The sequence below is a fragment of the Gluconacetobacter azotocaptans genome, assembly GCF_014174355.1.
Taxonomy (GTDB): Bacteria; Pseudomonadota; Alphaproteobacteria; order Acetobacterales; family Acetobacteraceae; genus Gluconacetobacter; species Gluconacetobacter azotocaptans.
In genome coordinates, this window is the sequence record NZ_JABEQF010000003.1 from 70,581 (window position 1) to 90,271 (window position 19,691).

Annotated in this window: 29 protein-coding genes and 1 pseudogene; 23 read left to right on the forward strand and 7 right to left on the reverse strand. The window is 62.6% G+C overall.

Translation table 11 applies throughout. From position 1 onward, the window contains the following. Positions 1-41: 41 nt before the first annotated feature. Complete coding sequence (locus tag HLH34_RS04265) at positions 42-287, reverse strand: hypothetical protein (RefSeq protein WP_183118376.1); 246 nt, start codon at positions 285-287, stop codon at positions 42-44. A 92-nt stretch (positions 288-379) separates the two neighbouring features. On the opposite strand from HLH34_RS04265, the gene HLH34_RS04270 reads away from it, so the two are divergent. Then, positions 380-631: a hypothetical protein gene (locus tag HLH34_RS04270; protein WP_183118377.1), complete on the forward strand. Its 252-nt coding sequence runs from the start codon at positions 380-382 to the stop codon at positions 629-631. On the opposite strand, the gene HLH34_RS04275 is transcribed toward HLH34_RS04270, so the two are convergent. The 4 genes and pseudogenes from HLH34_RS04275 to HLH34_RS19750 form a co-directional block, all read right to left on the reverse strand. Then, a complete protein-coding gene (locus tag HLH34_RS04275; protein ID WP_183118378.1) occupies positions 610-972 on the reverse strand; it encodes a hypothetical protein in 363 nt (120 codons plus the stop codon). The genes HLH34_RS04270 and HLH34_RS04275 overlap by 22 nt on opposite strands. A gap of 128 nt (positions 973-1,100) precedes the next feature. After that, entirely contained in the window at positions 1,101-2,438 is a 1,338-nt protein-coding gene (locus tag HLH34_RS19140; protein WP_264784389.1) for a restriction endonuclease, read from the reverse strand. Between the two features lie 149 nt (positions 2,439-2,587). Continuing rightward, on the reverse strand, positions 2,588-3,010 hold the full coding sequence (locus tag HLH34_RS19745; protein ID WP_264784402.1) for a S24 family peptidase: 423 nt from the start codon (positions 3,008-3,010) through the stop codon (positions 2,588-2,590). A 69-nt stretch (positions 3,011-3,079) separates the two neighbouring features. Beyond that, positions 3,080-3,322, reverse strand: a pseudogene (locus HLH34_RS19750) (helix-turn-helix domain-containing protein); the annotation flags it as partial. Between the two features lie 19 nt (positions 3,323-3,341). Between HLH34_RS19750 and HLH34_RS19800 the strand changes: the two are divergent. Both HLH34_RS19800 and HLH34_RS04295 read left to right on the forward strand, forming a co-directional pair. Next, positions 3,342-3,590, forward strand: coding sequence for a transcriptional regulator (locus HLH34_RS19800; protein ID WP_183118646.1), 249 nt, complete (start codon positions 3,342-3,344; stop codon positions 3,588-3,590). An 82-nt stretch (positions 3,591-3,672) separates the two neighbouring features. Beyond that, positions 3,673-4,104 (forward strand): hypothetical protein, encoded by a 432-nt coding sequence (locus HLH34_RS04295; RefSeq protein ID WP_183118379.1) that lies wholly within the window; start codon positions 3,673-3,675, stop codon positions 4,102-4,104. Between the two features lie 75 nt (positions 4,105-4,179). On the opposite strand, the gene HLH34_RS04300 is transcribed toward HLH34_RS04295, so the two are convergent. Further along, complete coding sequence (locus HLH34_RS04300) at positions 4,180-4,461, reverse strand: hypothetical protein (RefSeq protein ID WP_183118380.1); 282 nt, start codon at positions 4,459-4,461, stop codon at positions 4,180-4,182. A 93-nt stretch (positions 4,462-4,554) separates the two neighbouring features. Beyond that, positions 4,555-4,830, reverse strand: a complete 276-nt coding sequence (locus HLH34_RS04305; protein WP_183118381.1) for a hypothetical protein — start codon at positions 4,828-4,830, stop codon at positions 4,555-4,557. 51 nt (positions 4,831-4,881) lie between these two features. On the opposite strand from HLH34_RS04305, the gene HLH34_RS04310 reads away from it, so the two are divergent. From HLH34_RS04310 to HLH34_RS04400, 20 genes are all read left to right on the forward strand, one after another. Continuing rightward, positions 4,882-5,307: a hypothetical protein gene (locus HLH34_RS04310; protein ID WP_183118382.1), complete on the forward strand. Its 426-nt coding sequence runs from the start codon at positions 4,882-4,884 to the stop codon at positions 5,305-5,307. Between the two features lie 46 nt (positions 5,308-5,353). Beyond that, positions 5,354-5,971: a hypothetical protein gene (locus tag HLH34_RS04315; RefSeq protein ID WP_183118694.1), complete on the forward strand. Its 618-nt coding sequence runs from the start codon at positions 5,354-5,356 to the stop codon at positions 5,969-5,971. Next, a complete protein-coding gene (locus tag HLH34_RS04320) occupies positions 5,961-6,254 on the forward strand; it encodes a hypothetical protein (protein ID WP_244959633.1) in 294 nt (97 codons plus the stop codon). Before HLH34_RS04315 ends, HLH34_RS04320 begins: the two co-directional genes overlap by 11 nt. Next, positions 6,251-6,496 (forward strand): hypothetical protein, encoded by a 246-nt coding sequence (locus tag HLH34_RS19145; protein WP_220792033.1) that lies wholly within the window; start codon positions 6,251-6,253, stop codon positions 6,494-6,496. The genes HLH34_RS04320 and HLH34_RS19145 overlap by 4 nt, the downstream gene beginning before the upstream one ends. Positions 6,497-6,545: 49 nt before the next feature. Beyond that, on the forward strand, positions 6,546-6,764 hold the full coding sequence (locus HLH34_RS04325) for a helix-turn-helix domain-containing protein (RefSeq protein WP_183118384.1): 219 nt from the start codon (positions 6,546-6,548) through the stop codon (positions 6,762-6,764). 101 nt (positions 6,765-6,865) lie between these two features. Then, positions 6,866-7,156 (forward strand): hypothetical protein, encoded by a 291-nt coding sequence (locus HLH34_RS04330; protein ID WP_220792034.1) that lies wholly within the window; start codon positions 6,866-6,868, stop codon positions 7,154-7,156. Next, entirely contained in the window at positions 7,149-7,370 is a 222-nt protein-coding gene (locus tag HLH34_RS04335) for a helix-turn-helix domain-containing protein (RefSeq protein ID WP_183118386.1), read from the forward strand. Before HLH34_RS04330 ends, HLH34_RS04335 begins: the two co-directional genes overlap by 8 nt. Next, entirely contained in the window at positions 7,367-8,914 is a 1,548-nt protein-coding gene (locus HLH34_RS04340; RefSeq protein ID WP_183118387.1) for a replicative DNA helicase, read from the forward strand. Before HLH34_RS04335 ends, HLH34_RS04340 begins: the two co-directional genes overlap by 4 nt. Before the next feature lie 47 nt (positions 8,915-8,961). Next, positions 8,962-9,204 (forward strand): hypothetical protein, encoded by a 243-nt coding sequence (locus HLH34_RS04345; RefSeq protein WP_244959634.1) that lies wholly within the window; start codon positions 8,962-8,964, stop codon positions 9,202-9,204. 1 nt (position 9,205) lies between these two features. Continuing rightward, positions 9,206-10,177 (forward strand): hypothetical protein, encoded by a 972-nt coding sequence (locus HLH34_RS04350; protein ID WP_183118389.1) that lies wholly within the window; start codon positions 9,206-9,208, stop codon positions 10,175-10,177. Further along, on the forward strand, positions 10,174-10,656 hold the full coding sequence (locus tag HLH34_RS04355) for a DUF6362 family protein (protein WP_183118390.1): 483 nt from the start codon (positions 10,174-10,176) through the stop codon (positions 10,654-10,656). The genes HLH34_RS04350 and HLH34_RS04355 overlap by 4 nt, the downstream gene beginning before the upstream one ends. A gap of 234 nt (positions 10,657-10,890) precedes the next feature. Next, positions 10,891-11,541, forward strand: a complete 651-nt coding sequence (locus HLH34_RS04360) for a terminase small subunit (protein ID WP_342354498.1) — start codon at positions 10,891-10,893, stop codon at positions 11,539-11,541. Beyond that, complete coding sequence (locus HLH34_RS04365; protein ID WP_183118392.1) at positions 11,507-13,621, forward strand: terminase gpA endonuclease subunit; 2,115 nt, start codon at positions 11,507-11,509, stop codon at positions 13,619-13,621. Before HLH34_RS04360 ends, HLH34_RS04365 begins: the two co-directional genes overlap by 35 nt. An 18-nt stretch (positions 13,622-13,639) precedes the next feature. Further along, positions 13,640-14,392: a hypothetical protein gene (locus HLH34_RS04370; protein ID WP_183118393.1), complete on the forward strand. Its 753-nt coding sequence runs from the start codon at positions 13,640-13,642 to the stop codon at positions 14,390-14,392. Next, complete coding sequence (gpW, locus tag HLH34_RS04375; protein ID WP_183118394.1) at positions 14,392-14,664, forward strand: gpW family head-tail joining protein; 273 nt, start codon at positions 14,392-14,394, stop codon at positions 14,662-14,664. Before HLH34_RS04370 ends, gpW begins: the two co-directional genes overlap by 1 nt. Further along, the gene (locus tag HLH34_RS04380) at positions 14,661-16,304 is read left to right on the forward strand and encodes a phage portal protein (RefSeq protein ID WP_183118395.1); all 1,644 of its coding nucleotides are present in this window, start codon (positions 14,661-14,663) and stop codon (positions 16,302-16,304) included. The genes gpW and HLH34_RS04380 overlap by 4 nt, the downstream gene beginning before the upstream one ends. Next, a complete protein-coding gene (locus HLH34_RS04385) occupies positions 16,301-17,158 on the forward strand; it encodes a S49 family peptidase (RefSeq protein WP_183118396.1) in 858 nt (285 codons plus the stop codon). The genes HLH34_RS04380 and HLH34_RS04385 overlap by 4 nt, the downstream gene beginning before the upstream one ends. 30 nt (positions 17,159-17,188) lie before the next feature. Continuing rightward, complete coding sequence (locus HLH34_RS19150; RefSeq protein ID WP_220792035.1) at positions 17,189-17,881, forward strand: hypothetical protein; 693 nt, start codon at positions 17,189-17,191, stop codon at positions 17,879-17,881. 14 nt (positions 17,882-17,895) lie between these two features. Next, positions 17,896-18,555, forward strand: coding sequence for a head decoration protein (locus tag HLH34_RS04395; RefSeq protein ID WP_183118398.1), 660 nt, complete (start codon positions 17,896-17,898; stop codon positions 18,553-18,555). 95 nt (positions 18,556-18,650) lie between these two features. Then, positions 18,651-19,685, forward strand: coding sequence for a major capsid protein (locus HLH34_RS04400; RefSeq protein ID WP_183118399.1), 1,035 nt, complete (start codon positions 18,651-18,653; stop codon positions 19,683-19,685). Positions 19,686-19,691: the final 6 nt, after the last annotated feature.

Consider the following 19,691-nt stretch of genomic DNA (forward strand, 5'->3'; position numbering starts at 1 on the left):
ATGTTTCCGGCGAACCGTCGCCGGTGCAAGGGTGGCCGTGCTCATCCCCGCACCACCCGCAGGCGCGACGCCGCATTGGCCTCGATCGTCAGGGCGCTTTCGAGGTCCGCCATCGCGCGGCGGATCTGCGCGCGGGTGGTGGCCGTGGGGATGACGTGCGGGGTCGATGCGTCGTGCAGCAGGATCGACAGCACACGCGACGCGGCAAACCTGCGGTCGCTGCTGGTGCTGAGGTGGCTACGCGCGCCGGTCGATGCGACGCTGTGAGGGGATGCCTGGGCATTCATGGTTGCGCCCTCCGCATACGGGAATGGCCGTTGCCAGACATTCCCGCCGCTTCCATCATCGAACGTGCAACCGAATCGATGAGGAAACCGACATGTTCAAAGGTGCCCAGCCTTCCGAAGCCGTACGCCTTGAGCTTATTCGCGCCGCGACGCGCCTGACGGAGAAGCACCTGGAAATGCGCGAGCGCCTTTTCCCACTTCAGGCCCCGGAGCAGCAGGACGTCCAGCGTCTGGAGCTGTGGGCGGTCAGCTACATCACGACGATCTGGGGCAGCATGCTCGACCAGTTGGAAAGGGAATGGCATCGCCACGTTCAGGGCGATCATTGGCCGCCCGATCTCTGATCGGCACTGAGTGGCAGGCAGGCGATCGCCTCGCGCACGAAGCCGTCCATGCGGTGAAGGGTGGCGACCAGGCCGTAGCGGGCATGTCCTGGCATGACGGCGCGGGCGACAGCATGCACGACCAGGAATTTCGCTTCCGTGCGGCATGCCGTGCGGTGCTGCGCGGCCTCAAGCCAGCCACGGACCTGCTCCGCGTTGCCTCGGCTATCCGAAGCGCCGGTCAGGGACGCAATGATCAGCAGCAGGTCGGTGTGGGCAAGCGTGAGCCCGTGACGGCAAGGCAGAAGACTGCTGGCCGAAGGCTTGTCGCCGTAGGGCGTGGGCGTTGAGTGTGCGGGCAAGGAAACCTCCATCGCGGGGTGGCGATGGAGAATACTAAGCAATGCCTATTTATTTGGTCAATAGGCAATGCCTAGCGGATAGTTCGTTTTCCAAATTTTGGGCCGCCGATAGAGAAACGGACATGTGGTCAGATACGAAACTGCGCCAATTGGCTGTGGTGCATGAGGATCACACCGGTGGTGCTAGCGAGCTGCCGCGCCGACGGCGTGAATTCAGCATTTGAGGCAACTAGCGCGACGTGCGCCCTCTGATGCTCCTTCGCGGCGAATGCTTCTTGGACCGCTTTATTTCCGACTGGCTGGCCGTATAGCTTGCACTGCACTACGATCTTCTGACCTCTGCGCTCCGCAATGACGTCTGCGCCTTGGTCGCCGCTCGCCTGCGTGACTCGCGCGTCCCAGCCAGCCTGCTGCAACAGAAAAGCGCAGTGTCGTTCATAGTCGATCGGGTCCATCCTAGGATCGAACGTACGCGGATCGCTCACGAACTGCGGCGATGTTGAGTCCCTCGAAGGTTCAGCAGACGCGATTGCGTCAACGCGTTGCGCAGTCTGGGCCGCTATTAACGGCCATTGGTCCCCAAGACCGTTGCCAGTAAGAAAGGTGAGAAGACGAGACTCACAGAAGTAACCGATCTCTTTTTGCCATTTTGCTAGGTTTATTGTTCCGTAATGGTCCGGGGTTGCAAGTTGCAACTTGCGAATCTGGAGCGCATTAGACTGTCGGTCAATCTCTGTATTTACTATGGCCAGGGCTCCTTCTAGGCGTCGTCGTGCGATAGCCTTCTTTCGCAGTTGAAGGCCAAGTAACCCCAACGCTCCCATTAGAAGAATAATGAGACCGGTGTGGCCCCCTGAGTCAGCAGGGGCGGCCGGCGCCGTGCCCGGTGACGGAGTCGATGGTGCCTCCTGTGCGACTCCTTGGTCGCTGTTCCGCCCTGCAGCTGCAGCCGACGGGATGGCGCCCGAAGAATCGGCAGGCGGCGCGCTTCCTGCTTCTGGCTGAACAGGAGAGACGGCCGGGTCGTCTGTCGATGTGTGTGGCGCCTGATCCTCGGGCACAGATGGCGACTGTTCGGGAGGGGCCGGCAAGCCAGAGGCTAACTGGTCGGCAAGAAAATAAAGAGGAGGCATGCCGGAGACGGGCGGATCGTGGCGGAGCAATTTTATTCCGTCGTGTTCCGAAATCGCCTCCCATGTATCGTTCGGGCTAATCTGGAAGCAACGGCCATCCTGTATCACAAATCGGACCCAGCGCATATCGTGCTGGCGCGGGTCTTCCTTGTTCGCCAGTGCCTTGGTTGCGCGAGGATTAACGCATGCATAGATCGGAGCGGTCACGTGATACAGGTCTTCAGCCAAGGCTGAACTGCTTAACAGGTTGAGGCCTAGGCAGGAAAGAAAGACAGTCAAAACCAGTCTTTTGGCCACAAATATCGTGTGGCAATCATCGTTCTGGTCATACACGTCCGCAATCCCCCGGTCAGGATACTATCCAACGATTCATGATTACGTTTGGCAGCCTAGATCAGCAAGTGGGGGACTTGGTAAACACGACCCATTCTGCGGCCTCGTTTTCGAGAGGCTTCCATGCTCGCGCCAGATTACGCTCAATCTTACCAAGATTTGGGAAGGTGGAAATCGATCGGTGCGATCCATTCGATCGGCGCGTCGTAGATGGGTGGCACCATTGGGTTCACCGAGAGGAGAGTGAATGTATCTGAAGCGGCTCCAGCTACGACTGTCTTAAGGACCATCTGATCATTGGCAAGCTTCGCGACCACGTCCTGACCCAGCATCTTCGCCGATGGAGACTCCCTGCCTGGGAGCCGGATTCCAATCAGCTCGCCCGGTTTATACCGTGGCAGCATAGATTCGCCCTGCACCCGTAGAACGCGACCAGGGTAATTGAAGAACGGCAGGATAACCTGTTCCTCTTCAAGGCTTTCGTGGTCGTAAATCACTACCCGATCGGCTGCCCCAACGTAGCCCACAACCTTTGTCCTAGTTCCAAACACTTCGTCCTGGAGCGATTTCACCGCCACTTCAGACGCGGCTCTACGTGCGGAATGCGGATCACCTAGATCTGTTCCGCATAGCTCTTCGAGCGTGACCTGGTAGAGTTCAGCCAGTGCAGGCAGGCGATCTAGAGACGGCTTGGATCGCCCAATTTCCCATTGCGCGACTGACGGCCCCGAGATTCCAAGAGCTTTGGCGACCTTGACCTGAGAAAGGCGTGTTGCGCTCCGCAAGCGTCTAAGTCGTGTGGGCCAATCTTCCATTCCGGCAATTTGCACTAGGCGATGACTACATGCGCCTAGCGTTTGCCTATTGCATTGGATGATAGGCATTGCTTAGTATGTATCCATGATGAACGAAACCGTCAGGCGAGTGATTGATGCTGCTGGAGGCCCTACGGCGCTCGCTCGGCACCTGGGTATCAAAATACCATCGCTCTATTCATGGCGCCGAATCCCGGCCGAGAGGGTGAATGCCGTCCATGCGGTTACGGGCATCCCCCGGGAGGACTTGCGCCCGGATCTGTTCGCTCCTGGGCAGTATCCGGTCGACTCGTCCCGCGCCTCGAAGAGCCTTGCACGAAGGGAGATCGCGGCATGAGCGATAAATTGGATATTGAATTGCCGGCCGATTGCCCAGTTTGTGCGGGCAATGCTGCAGGTGCGGAGGAAGGGATCGCGGCATGATGACCAACACCATGCGCGCGCGGGTGCGCGAGATGGCTCTCGGATATGCAGCCCAATTACAAACCAATGCTCGCCTCACTCGGGCAGAGGCTGCTGCCCAGATCGTCGCGGCCGCCCGGGTTTTTGAGGAGTATTTATCGGGAGGGACGCCTGCCATCAACGACCTGGACCGCATCGGCGTACAGGTCGAGGATTTCGTCGCGCGTGAAGGAGGCACCATTCCTTCCCCGGGCGGAAGCTTCAAGGATTTCGGCGTAAATGGTGCGGATGAGACCCTCCCGGGTGAGGATATGCTCCCGGTCGTTAACGGGTTCGAAAGCCATGACGAATCGTCTCCTGATTGTGTGGACAGCAGCAGGATGAACGATGACGACGGTGCTGTCATGGCGCCGTCGTCCAATGTCGCTGCAAATGGGGCGTCGGCATGACGGCTCGCGACACGTCGGACTGGGACGAAGTCATCGATCAGCGGAGCATTGAGATCGAGGCGTTCCAAGCGCGCTCTAAGAATCTCGTCTGCTTTCGACGCCATGAAGGATCGCGCTCCAGAACGATGCGCAACGTGTTGCGTCGAGCTGCGCATTTTCTGCGTCGGGTCCTGCGGTGATGACGCGTGGTTTCGTCTGCTCGGCCGCTGCAACCCGGCCCTGGATCGACGTGATGATCTTGGGCGGCATTGCCAACAAAAGCTCGGTGACGACCGTGCGCAGGAACAGGACTTCGGTGTCCAGTTTCTGCAGGCGAATCTGCATCTGCCGGATGGTCTTGTCACCGGTTTCAGGCATCGGGGGATGTCTCCTGGATTGTATTCGTTTGTGAATGGGATTGCAGCATGAGCCACGACATTTCTGACTGGGACGAATACATGGCCCAGCGCGCTAAGGAGACGGCGGCGTTTCGTCAGCGCGCGATAGCGCCATCACCCAGTCGCTGGCGGCGATGCTGGATGTGGTTATCGCGTATTCGCGGTGCGGCTGGTCGGTCACGATGACTGGGGCGTCTTTCTCCAGCGTGGCAACGAGATCCCGCGCCTTGTCGCGCACTGCCTTCGGGGCGCTTTCCGCCAGGGTCATCACGACCGCGCGCAGATATCGGATTTCGTTCTGCTGCATCTGCAGCAGGTTGGCGATTCGCTGTGGCGACAGGGCGGTCAAGAGCGGTCTCCGGGATGGTTATTCAGTTGCGAATAAAGGGGCGGTGGCGTGATGACGTCCAATCAAAGGCAATTCGCGTTCATGCAGGCCGTTCGGCTGCTTGAGCTGGGAGCGATCGGTGGTTTCGCGGCCCGAGGCAGGGAAAGCTATGTGTTCTCTGCTGCGGAGCGCATCATCGCATTCCTGGGTGATGACTCTGCTCTCCTCGGTGGCGCTCCGATTGTCGGAGTGGAAGCGGGGCTGTCCACCACGACCGAGGATACCGCGGAAGATATCCCGGCCGAGAGGATCATGCTTGTTGTCGAAAAGCCGGTCGCTGCGGAAATCTTTCATGCGCTCATGTGCCAGCGGGATCGTCATTACGCTCGGATGCAGGAGAATGTGATGTGGAATCCGGCCGATGACGAGCGGTTAGAATTTCTCGACGCGGCGATCCGTCTGGTGCAGTCGCAATTGTTCGGCCCGAGCCCGCTGTGATGGGAATCAGGCGCCCTTTGCCCCAGCGCTTCTCAGTCCACGCCTTATGCATGTCGGCCTGCAAGGTTTCGAGCGCCCGGCGCCTGGGTTCCGTCTTGTGCGGATCTTCTTCCGGATCGATCCAGGCCGATGCCGTGCGCCTGAAAAAATCGTCGCAGAGCCGGGTGAATGCATCGTCGGTAGTGGCGGCCGGCATCTGGTCGAGGACGAATGTCAGCAAGAGGTGCCGCGTCGCCACGGCGTGCTGTTCGAGTGCCCTGATCCGGCGCGTCAGTTCCGCGATCTGTGGATCCGGGTTCGGCCGTGTGTTCATAGAATCCTCCATGGTCTGGTCGGGCGACCCCATGGTGGTCCGAAGCGGCCGGGGCGACAATGCCCCGGCCGTCAGGGGTTTCGCGTGATGACCGGCGGACTGCGGCATATCGGCGATGTGCTGCCGGATGCGCTGTCCGCCGTCGCGGGCGGCTGGCTGGCGCGTGGCACCCAGCCGGCCGGCCCGTCTTCGTCGTCTGTTTCTTCCCGCGCTGACTCCTCCCGCACCGTTGTTCCCGACCTCGACAATCGGAACGATGGCAGAGAGGACACCCAAGATGTTGGGTATTTCACCCAAGCGCGCGGGTATTTCACCCAAGGCCCCGCCGGCGGAGCGCCCGATGTCGGGTAGCACCATCCACGAACAGTTCCAGGACATGATCTGCGACGAGGTGCAGTCCCGTCGCGGGCAGGGTCTGAAAACCGCATTTATCGAGGTCGCGCGGTTCTTCGGCCTGACCGAGCGTCGTGTGCGCGCGGCGTGGCATCATGAAATCCGCACTGTCTCTGCGGATGAATGGCAAGCGGTCCGGGACCGGCGCGTCGCCGCCCTGCGCGCCCGCCAGGCGCAGATCGCGCACGAAATCGATCTGCTCGCGGCGCGCCTGGATGAGGGTGTCGGGGGTGGCCGGTGATCGGCCTGCGGTGTGCCGTGGCCCGTGGCTGGCATGCGGTTCAGGCATTCGCGCGCGGGGCCTGCGCCTGGGTGGTTTTGGAATATCGGGTTGCCTGGATGGATTGGGAACTCAGCCAGATAGATCGGGAGCGGCGCTCGATCGACGTTGCGCAGGACCGCTTGCGGGAGCGGTTCGACTGGCTGCGGGCCCGAGAGCGCCGGTTGGACCGGCGTCAACGCGATTGGTTTGGCGGGTCGTGACGACGCGGGCGATGCCCGCGGCCGCGCCTGGACATCGGAAGGAAGAGCGATGAAGGCACAAATCGACTGGATGCGGCTTGGTCCGATCATGGACCGCATGGCCTTGGATGGCGCTTCGGTACCGGCGATCGCGGCGGCGCTGGGGGTTTCCGCGCGGACGGTGCGCGGGCGGCTGGCCGATGCCCGCGGCGACCGCATCGCGGGCCGTCCCGTCGTCGTGCGGTCGCATCCGCGGGGCGCGTTCAGCCCGATGCAGGCGTGCGCCTGATGCCGAGCGGACAAAAGACTGACTGGTCGCGGATAGATCCCCAACTACCTAATCTTCTGCGGTCGGGCAGGACGGATCCGGAGATAGCTGCGCAGTTCGGCATGCCGCGATCGTCGATTGCAGACCGGATCAATCTGCTCGAACTGGGCAGCCTGCGACAACGCCGCCTCGGTGGCAGGACGCCGGCCGTCAAGAAAAGCGAGCAGAGGCCCACGCCGAGAGTGCCGCCCGGCCGCGAGATGCCAGACGCGGCGCGCGCATCCGCGCCGCGCATCACCAATGCAGACCGCCTGCGTGATCAGGTCCGCGTCACATCGTCGGGCGCGACCTACGTGCGCGGCGGCCGCATGCTCGCTCTTGTCAGCCGAAACGGAGGCGGCAAGAATGGCTGACGACCTGCTGACACTCCGGGGTTTTTATTCAGAACTGAATAAAGACATTCGCGCAGCCGGAAGCGCATCGCAGTTCGCGCGCGATTGCGGTGTGAGCCCCCAGGCGGTCCTGAACGTCCAGAACACGAACCGGCGCGGCAGTGACGAACTGCTGGGCAAAATGGGCTGGGAGCGCGTCGGACGGTACCGGCGCAAGCGGACGCCTTCGGCATGAACCACATTCCGGAAAAGGTGCGCTCGCCCTGGGGCGCGGCGCTGCGCGAGCGGCCATCGAATGTCGCCGCCGAACAGGCGCTGATCGGTGCCCTTCTGGTGAACAGCGCCAAGGCCGTGCCGCTTGTCGAGGAAATCATCGAGCCGGAGCATTTCTATGTTCCGCTCTACGGCGAAATGTATGCCGCCATCCGACGCCTGGTCCAGGCCGGGCGCGTGGCGGACCCGACCGTCATTTCCCCGATCTTCCGCCACCATGACGCGTTGGACGGCGATGATATCGGCAAGGTCATGGGCGAACTGATGATGGCGTTCGTCGGCTGGCCGACCGTTCCGGCCTACGCCACGGCCGTACGCGAGGCATGGCTAATGCGGGCGCTGTTCGATCTGTGCACCGAGGCGACCGATCTGTGCTGTCGCCCGGGCGAGCAAACGGCTGAGGACATCCGCGACCAGGTCGAAACCGGGCTGCTGCGGATCGCGCAGGGATGCGGCGAGAGTGATCCGCTGGTACCGCTGGATGAGGCGATAGGCACGGCTGTCGCCAACGCGCGCGAGGCCGCGCAGCGCGAGGACGGAATTTCCGGCGTGACCTGGGGATACAAGGCCCTCGACCGCATGACGGCAGGTCTCCATCGCGGGGATCTGACGCTGCTGGGCGCCCGACCTGCCATGGGCAAGACTGCGCTGGGGCTCGGTATCGCCGCACGCGCGGCAGCGGCCGGCAACCGTGTGCTGTTCTGGTCCGGTGAGATGCGGGCCGAGCAACTTGGCGCACGGGCCGGGGCCGCATGGGCTGGTCTCTCCACGCTGTCGGTCTTCACCGGGCGACGATGGGATATCCCGGAGGATATCGTGAGCGGCCGCCGCGAGGAACTGGCCGATTACCAATGGCGCGATCTCGAAGATGGGCAGCGCGCGGCCGCTTCGCTGCCACTCGTGATCGACCACCGTGCGGGTATCACCGTGGCGCAGCTCCGGGCACGCGCGCGCCGCATGGCGCGGCAAAAGCAGGGCCTTGATCTGATCGTGGCTGATTACATTGCCTTGATCAGGGGAAGCGATGCCCTGCGGCGCGGCGCCAACCTGAACGAGATTCTCTCAGAAGTCAGTCTGGATCTGAAAAACCTGGCATCGGAACTGCACATCCCTGTCCTGTCCCTATCGCAGCTCAGTCGTGAATCGGCGAAGCGCGACGACAAGACGCCGCGCCTGGATGACCTGCGCGACAGCGGTGCACTGGAACAGAATGCCGCCACGGTGATTTTCCTGCATCGCGAGCATTATTACCTGTCCAAGATCGCCGATGACGGAGAAATCCCGCGCCGGGTGAACGAGAGCCGCGCCGACTGGGAGGCGCGTTGTGCCCGGATCGTGGAAATGACCCGTGAGAGCAAGGGCAAGGCCGATATCATCATCGGCAAGAACAGGCACGGCCCGACCGGCGCATGCCGGATGCAATTCGACGACAATACCACATGGTTCCGCGACCTGGGCGAAGATCCTCGGTCGCCGGCATGGATCATGACTGGACCGGAGTTCTGACCATGGCACCCGTACGACAGAGGCCCGGGCGACATGCCCGAACGGTCATGGGCGATCAAAGGTGGCGCGTCCTGCCGCTCGGCGCACGGGCCGCCTGGCTCGAACTGTGCGACCTGGCGGACGCCCTGCCGCATATTCGCGCTCCAGCGTCAGCCCGCGTGGCCACGATCGAAGAGATTGCCAGATTGTTGGCAGCAGACATCGCCGACATCACCCCGGCCGTCACGGCGTTGGTCGCAATCGGTGTGATGGAAACCTACCGCGACGGATACAGGCTAAGGGCGTATTGAGATGAACCTGAGCAAAACCCAACAGGGTATGGCCGCACGGCTGGCCGTCATGACGGTGACGCATATCCGCATCCTGGCCATGCCGGTGGAAGCGATCGTGCTGTGGCAACGGTTGGTCTGGGCCATCATCGAACTGGGTATCGACGGCGTGCTGCCTATCGGTGAGGCAGCGGGATATACGCTCGACGCGCTCGCACGTTTTCGGGTTCACGTTACGGAAACCCAACTCGAAACCTACATTGAAACCTGGGCGAAAAACCTAGCTATAACCTACGACCCGGGTACCCGCACCTTGTCGCTCCCAGAGGAGCTGATGCCGTCGCGGCGCGCGATCGCGTCCCGAAAGAACGGCATGAAGGGCGGGAGACGGCCAAAAAACAGAAATCCCGAGCCGCAAAACGATCCCCGCCAACGCACGGCAATGATGCCCATTCCAGGAGGACGCACCGTGGATCATGAAACCCGACGCCAAACCCAAGAGCCGCAATGTGCGCCTATAGCTAAGCTAGCTAGTACTGATAATAGATCTGAAGCTATAGCTGGCACGCGCGCGCAAAAACACGAGATCAGCGATACAGCCTTCCATCGGATCGGACGTGGGGCGCTGGATGCTGCTGGCTTCGATCCGGCGCGGTCGGTGGCGAATTACGGCATCGTCCGCCAGTGGCTCGCCGATGCGCTGACTGCCGGCTTGAGCGAGGCCGAGGCGGAACGATTGATCCTAGCCACCATCCGCAAAGGCTCTGAGCGGGCAAAAGCCAAGGCCGCAGTCATCACAACATTGAATTTCTTCAAAAATTCTATCCCCGAAGCGATTGCGCGCCGTGATGTTCCGGATCTCGAACTGACTGCCGAGGAAGAAGTTCTGTATCGAGAGGCGCACAAGGAATGGGTGAAGCTGAGCAGACATGCGGATGTCGGTCCTCAGCCGCGCCGCGAGGACTTTGCCGTTCGTGGCCGGAGCGCGGCATGAATTCGCGCATTGTCCTGGCAGACGGGCTGTCAGTCGCCGATGCTGTCGCGGGGCGTCTGTTCGAGGCAGCGTGCACCCTGGCGGCGATGCCTATGCATGGGTTGAAGCCTGCTGGCTGCCGGGTGGCTTGGCCCGAGGTCGTGGCGGAGGCGGACCTGAATTGGATCAATGCCATTCCGGATGATGCCATGCGAATGCCGCGTCCGACCTCCGACGCCATCTCACGAATGGACGAGGCGATGGGGTGGATTTCGATGATCGATGGCGACTGCATCAATTGGCGGCGCGTCGTGTGCATGCGCATGATCGTACACCCGATCTCGCATCGCTACCGCTGGAGTTGGCGCAAGATCGGCGATCGCCTGCATATCGATCACCACACCGCCAAAAGCTGGCACAGCCTGGCCGTAGCGGTCATCGCAAAAAAAATCGCACAACCGGAATTTTTCACTTCCCAAATTCCCCACTTTGCCGCATAGAAATTCCTAGTGGTGGCGGCGTGCATCCTTCGGGGTTCGCGCCGTTTTTCGTTGGCCCGCCGCACGGCCGAGGAGCCCCGACGCAGGTCGGGCGAGCCATGCGCAACACGCGCGGCCAGGGATGGGATGCCCACCCCGACGCATAACTCATGGGTCCCTCCTGGAGGGGTCCCCTACCGGGAGCTATTCGCACCCCGGTTAGTCGCTCTCTTTGATAAAATTTTCAAAGGGTTGGTGTTTCTGTTGGTGTTGTTGTCGGAGGTCAGGGTGGATCAGCCGGAGCTGCCCAGCGCACCGACGGTCAATAAGCGCAAGCTGGCCAGCCTGCTTCGCATCTCGCTGCCGACCCTGACCAATTGGCTAGATCGCTGGCCGGAATTTCCGGTGGCGGCGGGCGGCCGCAATGGCGTGCCCTACGCGTTCGATCCGGCGGCGGTCTTCTCGTTCCTGGCCGAGCGCAGGAAGGAAGAGGCTGAGCGGGACGCCAGTCGCGACGAAGAGCTGATGAAGCTCCAGCTGTCGTTCGATGCGTTGTGGCCGTCTGCTGAGCCAGAACCGGGCATGTCGTCACGGATCCCGGTCAAGGAACAGATCGACCTGGCGCGGCTGCGCGACCTGCAGATGAAGCAGGCCGAGCGGGCCGGCAAGCTGGTTAACGCCGAGGAAGTGCAGGACCTGTTCATCGGCGCGGTGTCGCGCCTGTCCCGCGATATGGGCACGTTCCTGCGGCAGCTCGGCCGCGACCAGGGCTGGCCGGATGCCATGGTGCGTCAGGCCGAGACGCGATTTGCCGACATGCAGCGCCAGGCCGTCGAGGGCGCGTTGCGATCTTTGGAGCCTGAGACTGCCGATGACGGAGGTGCCCAGCTTCGGCTCGCTGGCTGAAGTCCAGTTCGCGGACCCGCGCGCGATCGTGGCGCGCGCCCTGCGCCAGTTCCTGCCCGCCGAACGGGTCGATGTGGCCGACTATGCCGCGGCCCACCGTTTCCTGAACAACCGCGGCGGCGGCTTCGTCGGCAAGTGGAACCATGACGAGGCGCCGTATCTGGTCGGTCCGATGCAGGCCCTGACCAGTCGGACCCATCTGACGACGGCTATCGTCGGGCCCGGACGGAGCGGGAAAACGACGGTCGGCCAGAACTGGATGCTCCAATCGGTCGGGAACGACCCGGCCGACATGCTGGTCTACGGATCGACCGAGGCGATGATCGAGGCGTACGTCAAGGCCGAGATCGAGCCCATGATCGACGGTCACAAGGAACTGGCTGCCGCCCTGGGCAAGGGCGCGAAAGCCCGTTCGATGGCGTTCAAGAATTTCCGGTCCATGTGGGTCCAGTTCCTGGCCGCGACCTACAGCAACCTGATCAACAAGTCGGCCGGCCGCATCATCATCACCGAACTGGACGCCTGCGACGACAAGGAGGGCGATCCCTACAAGCTGGCGGACATCCGCCGCCAGACGTTCGGTTATGAATCCATGGTCCTGGCCGAAAGCCATCCCGACCGCGCGGCAGGCCTGGACCCGCAGAAATGGACTGCCGGCATCATGCGGCTCTATGCCGACAGCGACCGGCGCGTCTGGTATTGGCCGTGCCCGCACTGCAACGGGTTTTCCTCGCCGAACCCCACGGCCAGCCGGGTCATGACCCTGGACTGGCCGGAGAATGCGCCGCTGGACGAGATCCGCGACGCCGCGCGCATGGCCTGCCCCTGCTGCGGTGCGCTGATCGAGGACAAGTGGCGGCGAGCCATGAACCGCGACGGTATATGGGTCGGGCGCGGGCAGGCCATCAGCATCGACGGGGACGTGACCGGCGACCTGATCCAGTGCGATACGGCAGGTTTCTGGATTACGGGCCTGATGTCCCCATTCATTATCGGGGGGATCGGTAGCCTCGCCCGTGCGCGCGTGGAAGCGGAACGCGCACTGGAGCGCGGGGACGATGATGCCCTGCAAAACCTGAAGGACGTCATCGTCAAACGCTGGGGTCTGCCGTTCGATCCGCCAGGGAGCGCCGGCGTTCTGGATGGGACAGTGCTGGCTGACCGCGTCGAGCCTGATCTGGTAATGGGCACCGTTCCCGCTGGTGTCCGGTTCCTGACCAGTGCAGTTGATGTGCAGGCCTCACGATTTGAGATAATGACTCGCGGCTGGGGGGAAAACGGGGAAAGTTGGATTGTCGACCACCAGGTGATCGATGCTGATCCGGCGAAATGCACTGAGGACTGGGACGATCTGATCGACGGGATCGCCGATCGTCTCTATCCCCTGGCGACCGACGCGCAGATGGGCATGCGCGTCATGGCCACTGGCTATGACAGCGGCGGTGAAGCCGGGGTAACAACGCAAGCCTATGATGCATGGCGTCGGGCAAAGAAGCGCGGGAAAGCCCGCAAATATGGGATGATCGGCGGCCGAGAGGCGTGGAGCCTATTGCCTCTCAAGGGGGCATCCAGTCTTGATGCCCGGTCGATCGCAATCTCTTACCCCGACAGCCAGCGGAAAGATCGGCTGGCCGGCGCGCGCGGGGAGGTCCCGTTGGGGATCTTCAACCCCAACCGTATGAAGGACGACGTAAACGCGGCCTTACAGAGCATCGATCCGGGCTCTGCGGTCATCCACTTCCCTGCCGACCTGCGGTCGGTGGCTGCGCCGCACGCATTCTTCGAGCAGATCGTCGCCGAGAACCGTCGCAAAGACGGCAGATGGGAAAAGAAGACATCTTCCGCCCGCAACGAGGCCTTGGATCTTCTCGTCATGACAGGCGTGATGGCGCGAATCATGGGCATTAACCGCATGGATTGGAGCAAGCCGCCCTTGTGGGCTGAACAATGGGACAGGAATTCCATGGTGAAGCCGATAATCGTCAATCGGGCCCCGGTGCCAGCGCCTGCGATGGAGGTGGTGCCGGGTCCTGCGCCATCCCGCCCTTCGATGGGCGGGCGGAGACGGTGGGCCACGTAGCAGTAAGGGGGTCATCTGATGGCACTGGATCTGCGGGTATCTCTGGACAAGGGAAGCCTTCAAAATGATCTGGCCAAGTTATCGCAAGGCGAGATCCGAACAGCCACGGCATTTGCCATGAACATGCTTGCAGCCAACGGGAAAAGGGCAGTCGTAGACCGAATGAAAGAAGTCTTCGACCGCCCCAATCACTTCACGCTGGATGGCTTTTTTGTTCGTCCAGCAACGGCAGATAACCTCACGGCCTGGGTCGCCAGCAAGGATTTCGCCCCCAACGGAACGCCTGCGATAAAATATCTTGGCCCCCAGATCCATGGGGGCGCACGCGATATGAAGCGGTCGGAAAAAGCTCTCGCCCGAATTTCCGGAGGGCAATACTGGCTGCCCGGACCGGGTGCCCCCCTCGATCAGTACGGAAACATCCGACCGGGAGAGATGACGCGCATCCTGTCCAGGCTTGGCCTGATGGCCGACGCCTCATCGAACATGACCGACAAGACAGCGCGGCGCCTGGCCCGGCAGGGCAAAGCGGCGAAGGCACAGCGCAGCGAATATTTCGTAGCGCGCGAACGTGGAAATGGTCGACCGAAGGGAATCTACAAGCTCATGGGGCCTGGAAAGGTCTCAGCGGTGCTTATTTTCACTCCACGCGCTCCAACCTACCGGATGCGCCTGCCGGTCGAGCAGATCGTCCAGCAGGCATTCAATGCCCGACAGGACCGTGTTGTGGCCGCGGCCCTGCGCCGCGTGCTGCGTCAGAGAGGACTTTGATGGCCAAATCTGTTTTCCCCGTCTCCTGCGGCCCATGGGCGGGCATGACGGAGGCGCAGGTTCTCGCGGCGCGCAATGGGGCGCAGCAGGCCTTGATCCAGTTGATGAGCGGCAAGCGCCCCCAGTCGGTGAATTACGCGCAGGGGGACGGCAGCCGAGGAGTCAGCTTTGCGGCCGCTACCCAGGCGGAACTGCGGCAGAACATTCGTGAATTCAACATTCTCCTCGGCGCCGCGACCCCGAGGCGAGCAATGAGGCCATATTTCCGATGAAAAAACCCGGCTTCCTCGGTCGCATGTGGCAGGCGGTCGCTGGCGACAGCCCGATCCATGTTCCGTCGACGCTGCCAGGAAATTTCATGGGCGGCATGGGCGGCGCATTTGCCTATGACGCGGCCAACCTGTTCGGCGAGGAAAGCGCCGAGTGGAATCCCCTCCTCCGCTCGCCGGATAACGCGATCAATATCAACCGCGACCGGATGGCAGCGCGGGCGAACGACCTCTATCGTAATGACGGATGGGCACGCGGCGGCATCACGCGGATCCGGGACAATGTCGTCGGCGCGCAGTTCCGCCTGGTCGCGACGCCCGACCATCGTGCCCTCAGCCGGCGTTATGGACCGGCCTTTGACGGCGAGTGGGCGCACGATTACCGGCGTGCGGTCGAGGCCGAATGGCGGACATTCTCTGAAGATCCTTTGTTCCTGTGCGATGCGGTCCAGAAAATGACCGTCATGCAGATCTTCGGACTTGCCTTTCTGCACCGGATGAAGGACGGGGATTCGGTCCTCGTCATGGGATGGGACCCCGACCGGCGCGACATGGGCTCGAATTCCGCGACGACGGTGCGCCTCGTCCATCCCGATCGGCTGTCCAACCCGTACCAGCAGATGGACACGCACAATTTGCGCGGCGGTGTGGAGTTGAACGACGATGGTGCAGCCATCGCTTATCACATCCGACGCGCGCATCAGTACGACTATTTCGATGCCGTGGAGAGTATGATCTGGGATCGTCTGCCCCGCTTTACCTCCTGGGGGCGGCCTGTCTGCATCCATTCCTACGATTCGGATGATGCCGACCAGCATCGGGGAATCAGCGCATTCACCCCTGTCATGAACCGGTTCCGGATGCTGTCGCGCTATGATCAGGCTGAATTGCAACAGGCCCTGATCCAGACGATCCACGGCATGTTCTTCGAAAGCCCGTATGACCCGGAGGATGCTGCGCTGATCATGGGCGGCAGCGACGAGGTGTCGCCCTATCAGGCGGAAAGGGCGCGGTTTCACCGCGAGAACCCAATCTCGATCGGAGGCGTGCGCGTTGCATCCCTCGCTCCTGGCGAGAAGATCGGCACAGTCTCGGCCACCCGCCCCTACAGCGGCTTCCAGGACTTCCAGCATGCCTTCCTGCGCAATTTCAGCGCGGCGATGGGTGTGTCGGCAGAGCAGATGAGCATGGATTACAGCCAGACGAATTACAGTTCGTCGCGCTCGTCCATGCTGGAAACGTGGAAAACAATGCTCCGGCGGCGGCGCGATTTCGCAATCGACACGGCCACGCCGGTCTATGTGGCGCACCTCGAGGAACAGTTCGACCGCAAGCGTGTGCCATTGCCCCGAAACGCTCCTGATTTTCTGGAAGCGCGCGCGGCCTATGCCCGCTGCAACTGGATCGGACCGGGCCGAGGATGGGTCGATCCGGTGGCAGAGCGTCAGGGCGCCGTCCTCGGCCTCGATGCCGGCTTCGGCACGCTGGAGCGCGAATGCGCAGAACAGGGGTTGGATTATGAGGAGGTCCTGGATCAACGCCAGATCGAACGGCGCATGATGACGGAACGCGAGCTACCCTTCCCGGAATGGGCGGTCGGCGTTCCGGCCAATGACGCAACAAAGAAGCCGGACGCACAATGAGCCGCTTTCCGTTCCTCGCCCAGCGCCTGTTCAACGTGCCGGTCGCGATCCATCCGCAGAAGGCGGAGGTCGTGGTGTGTGCATTGGCCGACCGGCTCGGTGTCACACATCTGTTTCACGGCGGAAAGGCGATCGCCCTCGATGCGTCGACACTGGCTGATGAAAGCCCTGCCCTCGACGTCGGTTATGATGTCGTCGGCGGGGTCGCAGTCATTCCTGTGGTCGGCACGCTGGTTCAGAAGCTGGGCAACCTCCGGCCCTATTCGGGCATGACCGGGTATGACGGGATCCGGATCAATTTCATGACCGCGCTGCTCGATGCGGATGTGAAGGCGATTGTCCTGGATATCGACAGCCCCGGCGGAGAGGTCGCCGGCTGTTTCGATCTGGTCGACCTGATCTACGCCAATCGGGGAAAGAAGCCGATCTGGGCGATTCTGAACGAGAACGCGTTCAGTGCAGCCTATGCACTGGCATCGGCTGCCGACAGAATCACGGTGCCGCGGACGGGTGGTACCGGATCGGTTGGTGTCATCTGCATGCACACGGACCTGTCCCGCGCGCTGGACAAGCAGGGCGTCGTCGTCACGCTGATCCGCTACGGTGCCCGGAAGGCCGAGGGATCGGAGCTGGAGCCGCTCTCGGATGACGCTCGGGCCAGAATGCAGGCGGATATCGATCAGATGGGCAGTCTGTTCTGCGATACGGTCGCGCGCAACCGCGACATCAAATCCACCCTTGTCCGGTCATACGAGGGCGGAACCTTCCTGGGCGCGGCGGGAGTACAGGCCGGATTGGCCGACGCCGTGCGCGCGCCAAGCGACGCATTCGCCGAACTGCTGTCGTCGCTCTGATCAATCAGAAAACTGAAAGGGAACAGGTCAATGGCAAATCGTGCCAGGGGAGCGCTGTCGTTCGCCCATCTGCTGGGCTCCACCACCCTCTCGCGCGGGCGTCGCGCGGAAGAGGATGACAATCGCGTCGACACCGACGAAGACGACGATGGCCGCGACGGCGCATCCGATGACGACGACGATGATGCCCGACCGAGGGGTCGCCGCGCCAGGGGCGCGGACGATGACGCTGGGGACGATGACGAAGATCGCCCCAATGGGCGCCGGGCCCGGCGCGCCGATAATGACGATGACGGCGAAGCGGGCGACGGCGAGCCTGCGGGGCGCCGGGCATCGCGTCAGCGGGCGAATGACGACGATGATGACGACGCCTCGGCCGATGACGAGACGGACGAGGACGATCCGCAGGCCTCGGCCGCCCGGTCCCGTGAGCGAGCCCGATGCGCCGCGATCTTCCGGTCCAAGGCGGCCGCCACGCGCCCCGATCTGGCGGCACATCTCGCATTCAACACCAGCCTGCCGCGCAATCAGGCCGTGGATCTGCTGCGCGCCAGTGCCGCGGGCGCCCAATCGCGGTCCGGCGACACCGGTCTTTCCGCCCGTATGCGCGCATTCGGCGATACGCGTGTCGGAATGGACCGGGCGGCGCCTGATGAATCTGTCGGCGCGTCCCGCAGTTGGGAAGCATCGGCGGCGCGGGCCGGCATCAAGCTGAAATCCTGAAGGAGATCGGGGAAATGGTCAGTCCAGTCCTGAACGAATATTTTTATGACGGCGCATTTCTGGTCCGCGAGGCTAACGGTTTCCTCTCGCGGGATCTGGGGGAAATCGTCAATGTCACGGAATCCGATGCGACCTTTGAGGGCGGCCTGGTGGTCAGCGCTGGCGGAACGGCCCAGGCCGATGTCGTCGTCGGCGTGGAGAACACGGGCAACGGCACCGTTGGTGTTGTAACGGTCGCCAGCGGCACGGTACCGGGCAACTATGCGGTCGCGTTCACAGCGCCGACTGCCTTCACGGTCTCCGATTCCTCCGGGAACGAGATCGGGGCCGGCACGACGGGCGCCGCGTTCTCCGGCGGGGGGCTGGCGTTCACCATCGCGGCGGGCGCAACGGCATTCGTTGCCGGCGACGGCTTCACGATCGTCGTCGTGGCGAATGACGCGCAATACGTGCCTTATACCGGGGCGGCGGCGGCGGTCGGCATCCTCTTCAATCTGGTCACGGTTCCCGCCCTGTCCTACCGCAAGGTCACCGTCATCAAACGGATGGCCGAGGTCAACGGCGCCGAACTCCAGTGGGATGCATCGGTGACCGCCGCCGCGAACGCGGCAGCCCTGCAGGCGCAGGCGCAGGCGTTGGCCAGCCTGGCGGGCGCGGGCATCGTCGCCCGATAATTCCTGGCGCAGTCGCGCCTCTCTAAACAACGACAGCATGCGCGTTTCCAGGCCTCGGGCCGGGAGGCGCGGCTGCGCACGCACGGAATGCAGATATGGTTTCGCTGAACGTCTTCAATCGTGACCCGTTCACGACGATGGAGCTGACCAGCTACGTCGACAAGGTACCCTTCAACCCGACCGGAATCGGCGATCTCGTCCTGTTCGAGGACCTGCCGATCCGCACATCGTTCCTGATGGTCGAGGAACGCGATCAGAAGCTGGTCGTCATCCCCACATCGCCGCGCGGTGCTCCGGCGACCGAACGCGACACGGAAAAGCGTAAGGCACGCTTCTTCCAGGTGCCGCGCCTCGCTCATGGCGACACGATCTATGCGACCGAATTGCAGAATGTGCGCGCCTTCGGCACTCAGACTGAACTGATGCAGGTGCAGGACGAAGTCAGCCGCCGCTTGGCAGGCCCGACCGGACTGACCGCGAACATGGAATATACCTGGGAACTGCACCGCCTGGGCGCCATCCAGGGCAAGCTGCTCGACGCGGATGGGTCCGTGCTCTACGACTGGGCGCAGGAATTCGAGATCGAGCGTCCCGAGGAAATCGGCTTCGCCCTTGACGCCGCCGATCCCACGCTCGGCAGCTTGCGCATTCAGTGCAACAAGATCGTTCGTGCGATGATGCGGGCAGCCCAGGGCGCATGGCTTCCTTCCACCCGTGTCATGGCGATGTGCGGCGATGATTTCTGGGATGCGCTGATCACGCACAAGGACGTCCTCACCACCTACTTCAACTGGGAGGCGGCTCGGGAACTGCGGAAGGGAACCGCCTTCGAGGCGATGGACTTCGGCGGCATCAGCTGGTTCAACTATCGCGGGTCGAACGACAACACGACGGTTGCCGTACCGACGGACAAGGTGAAGTTCTTTCCCCAGGGTGCCCCCGGCGTCTTCCAGCGCGCCTTGGCGCCAGCCGAGGCCGCCCAGTGGGTGAATACGCTCGGCAAGCCGATCTATGTCATCCCGATCTTCGATCGCGACCGCAATTTCTGGTGGCGGATGGAGACCTACTCCTATCCGCTGCACATCTGCACGCGCCCGGAAATCCTTCAGTCCGGGCGCATGGAAGCCTGACCGGCG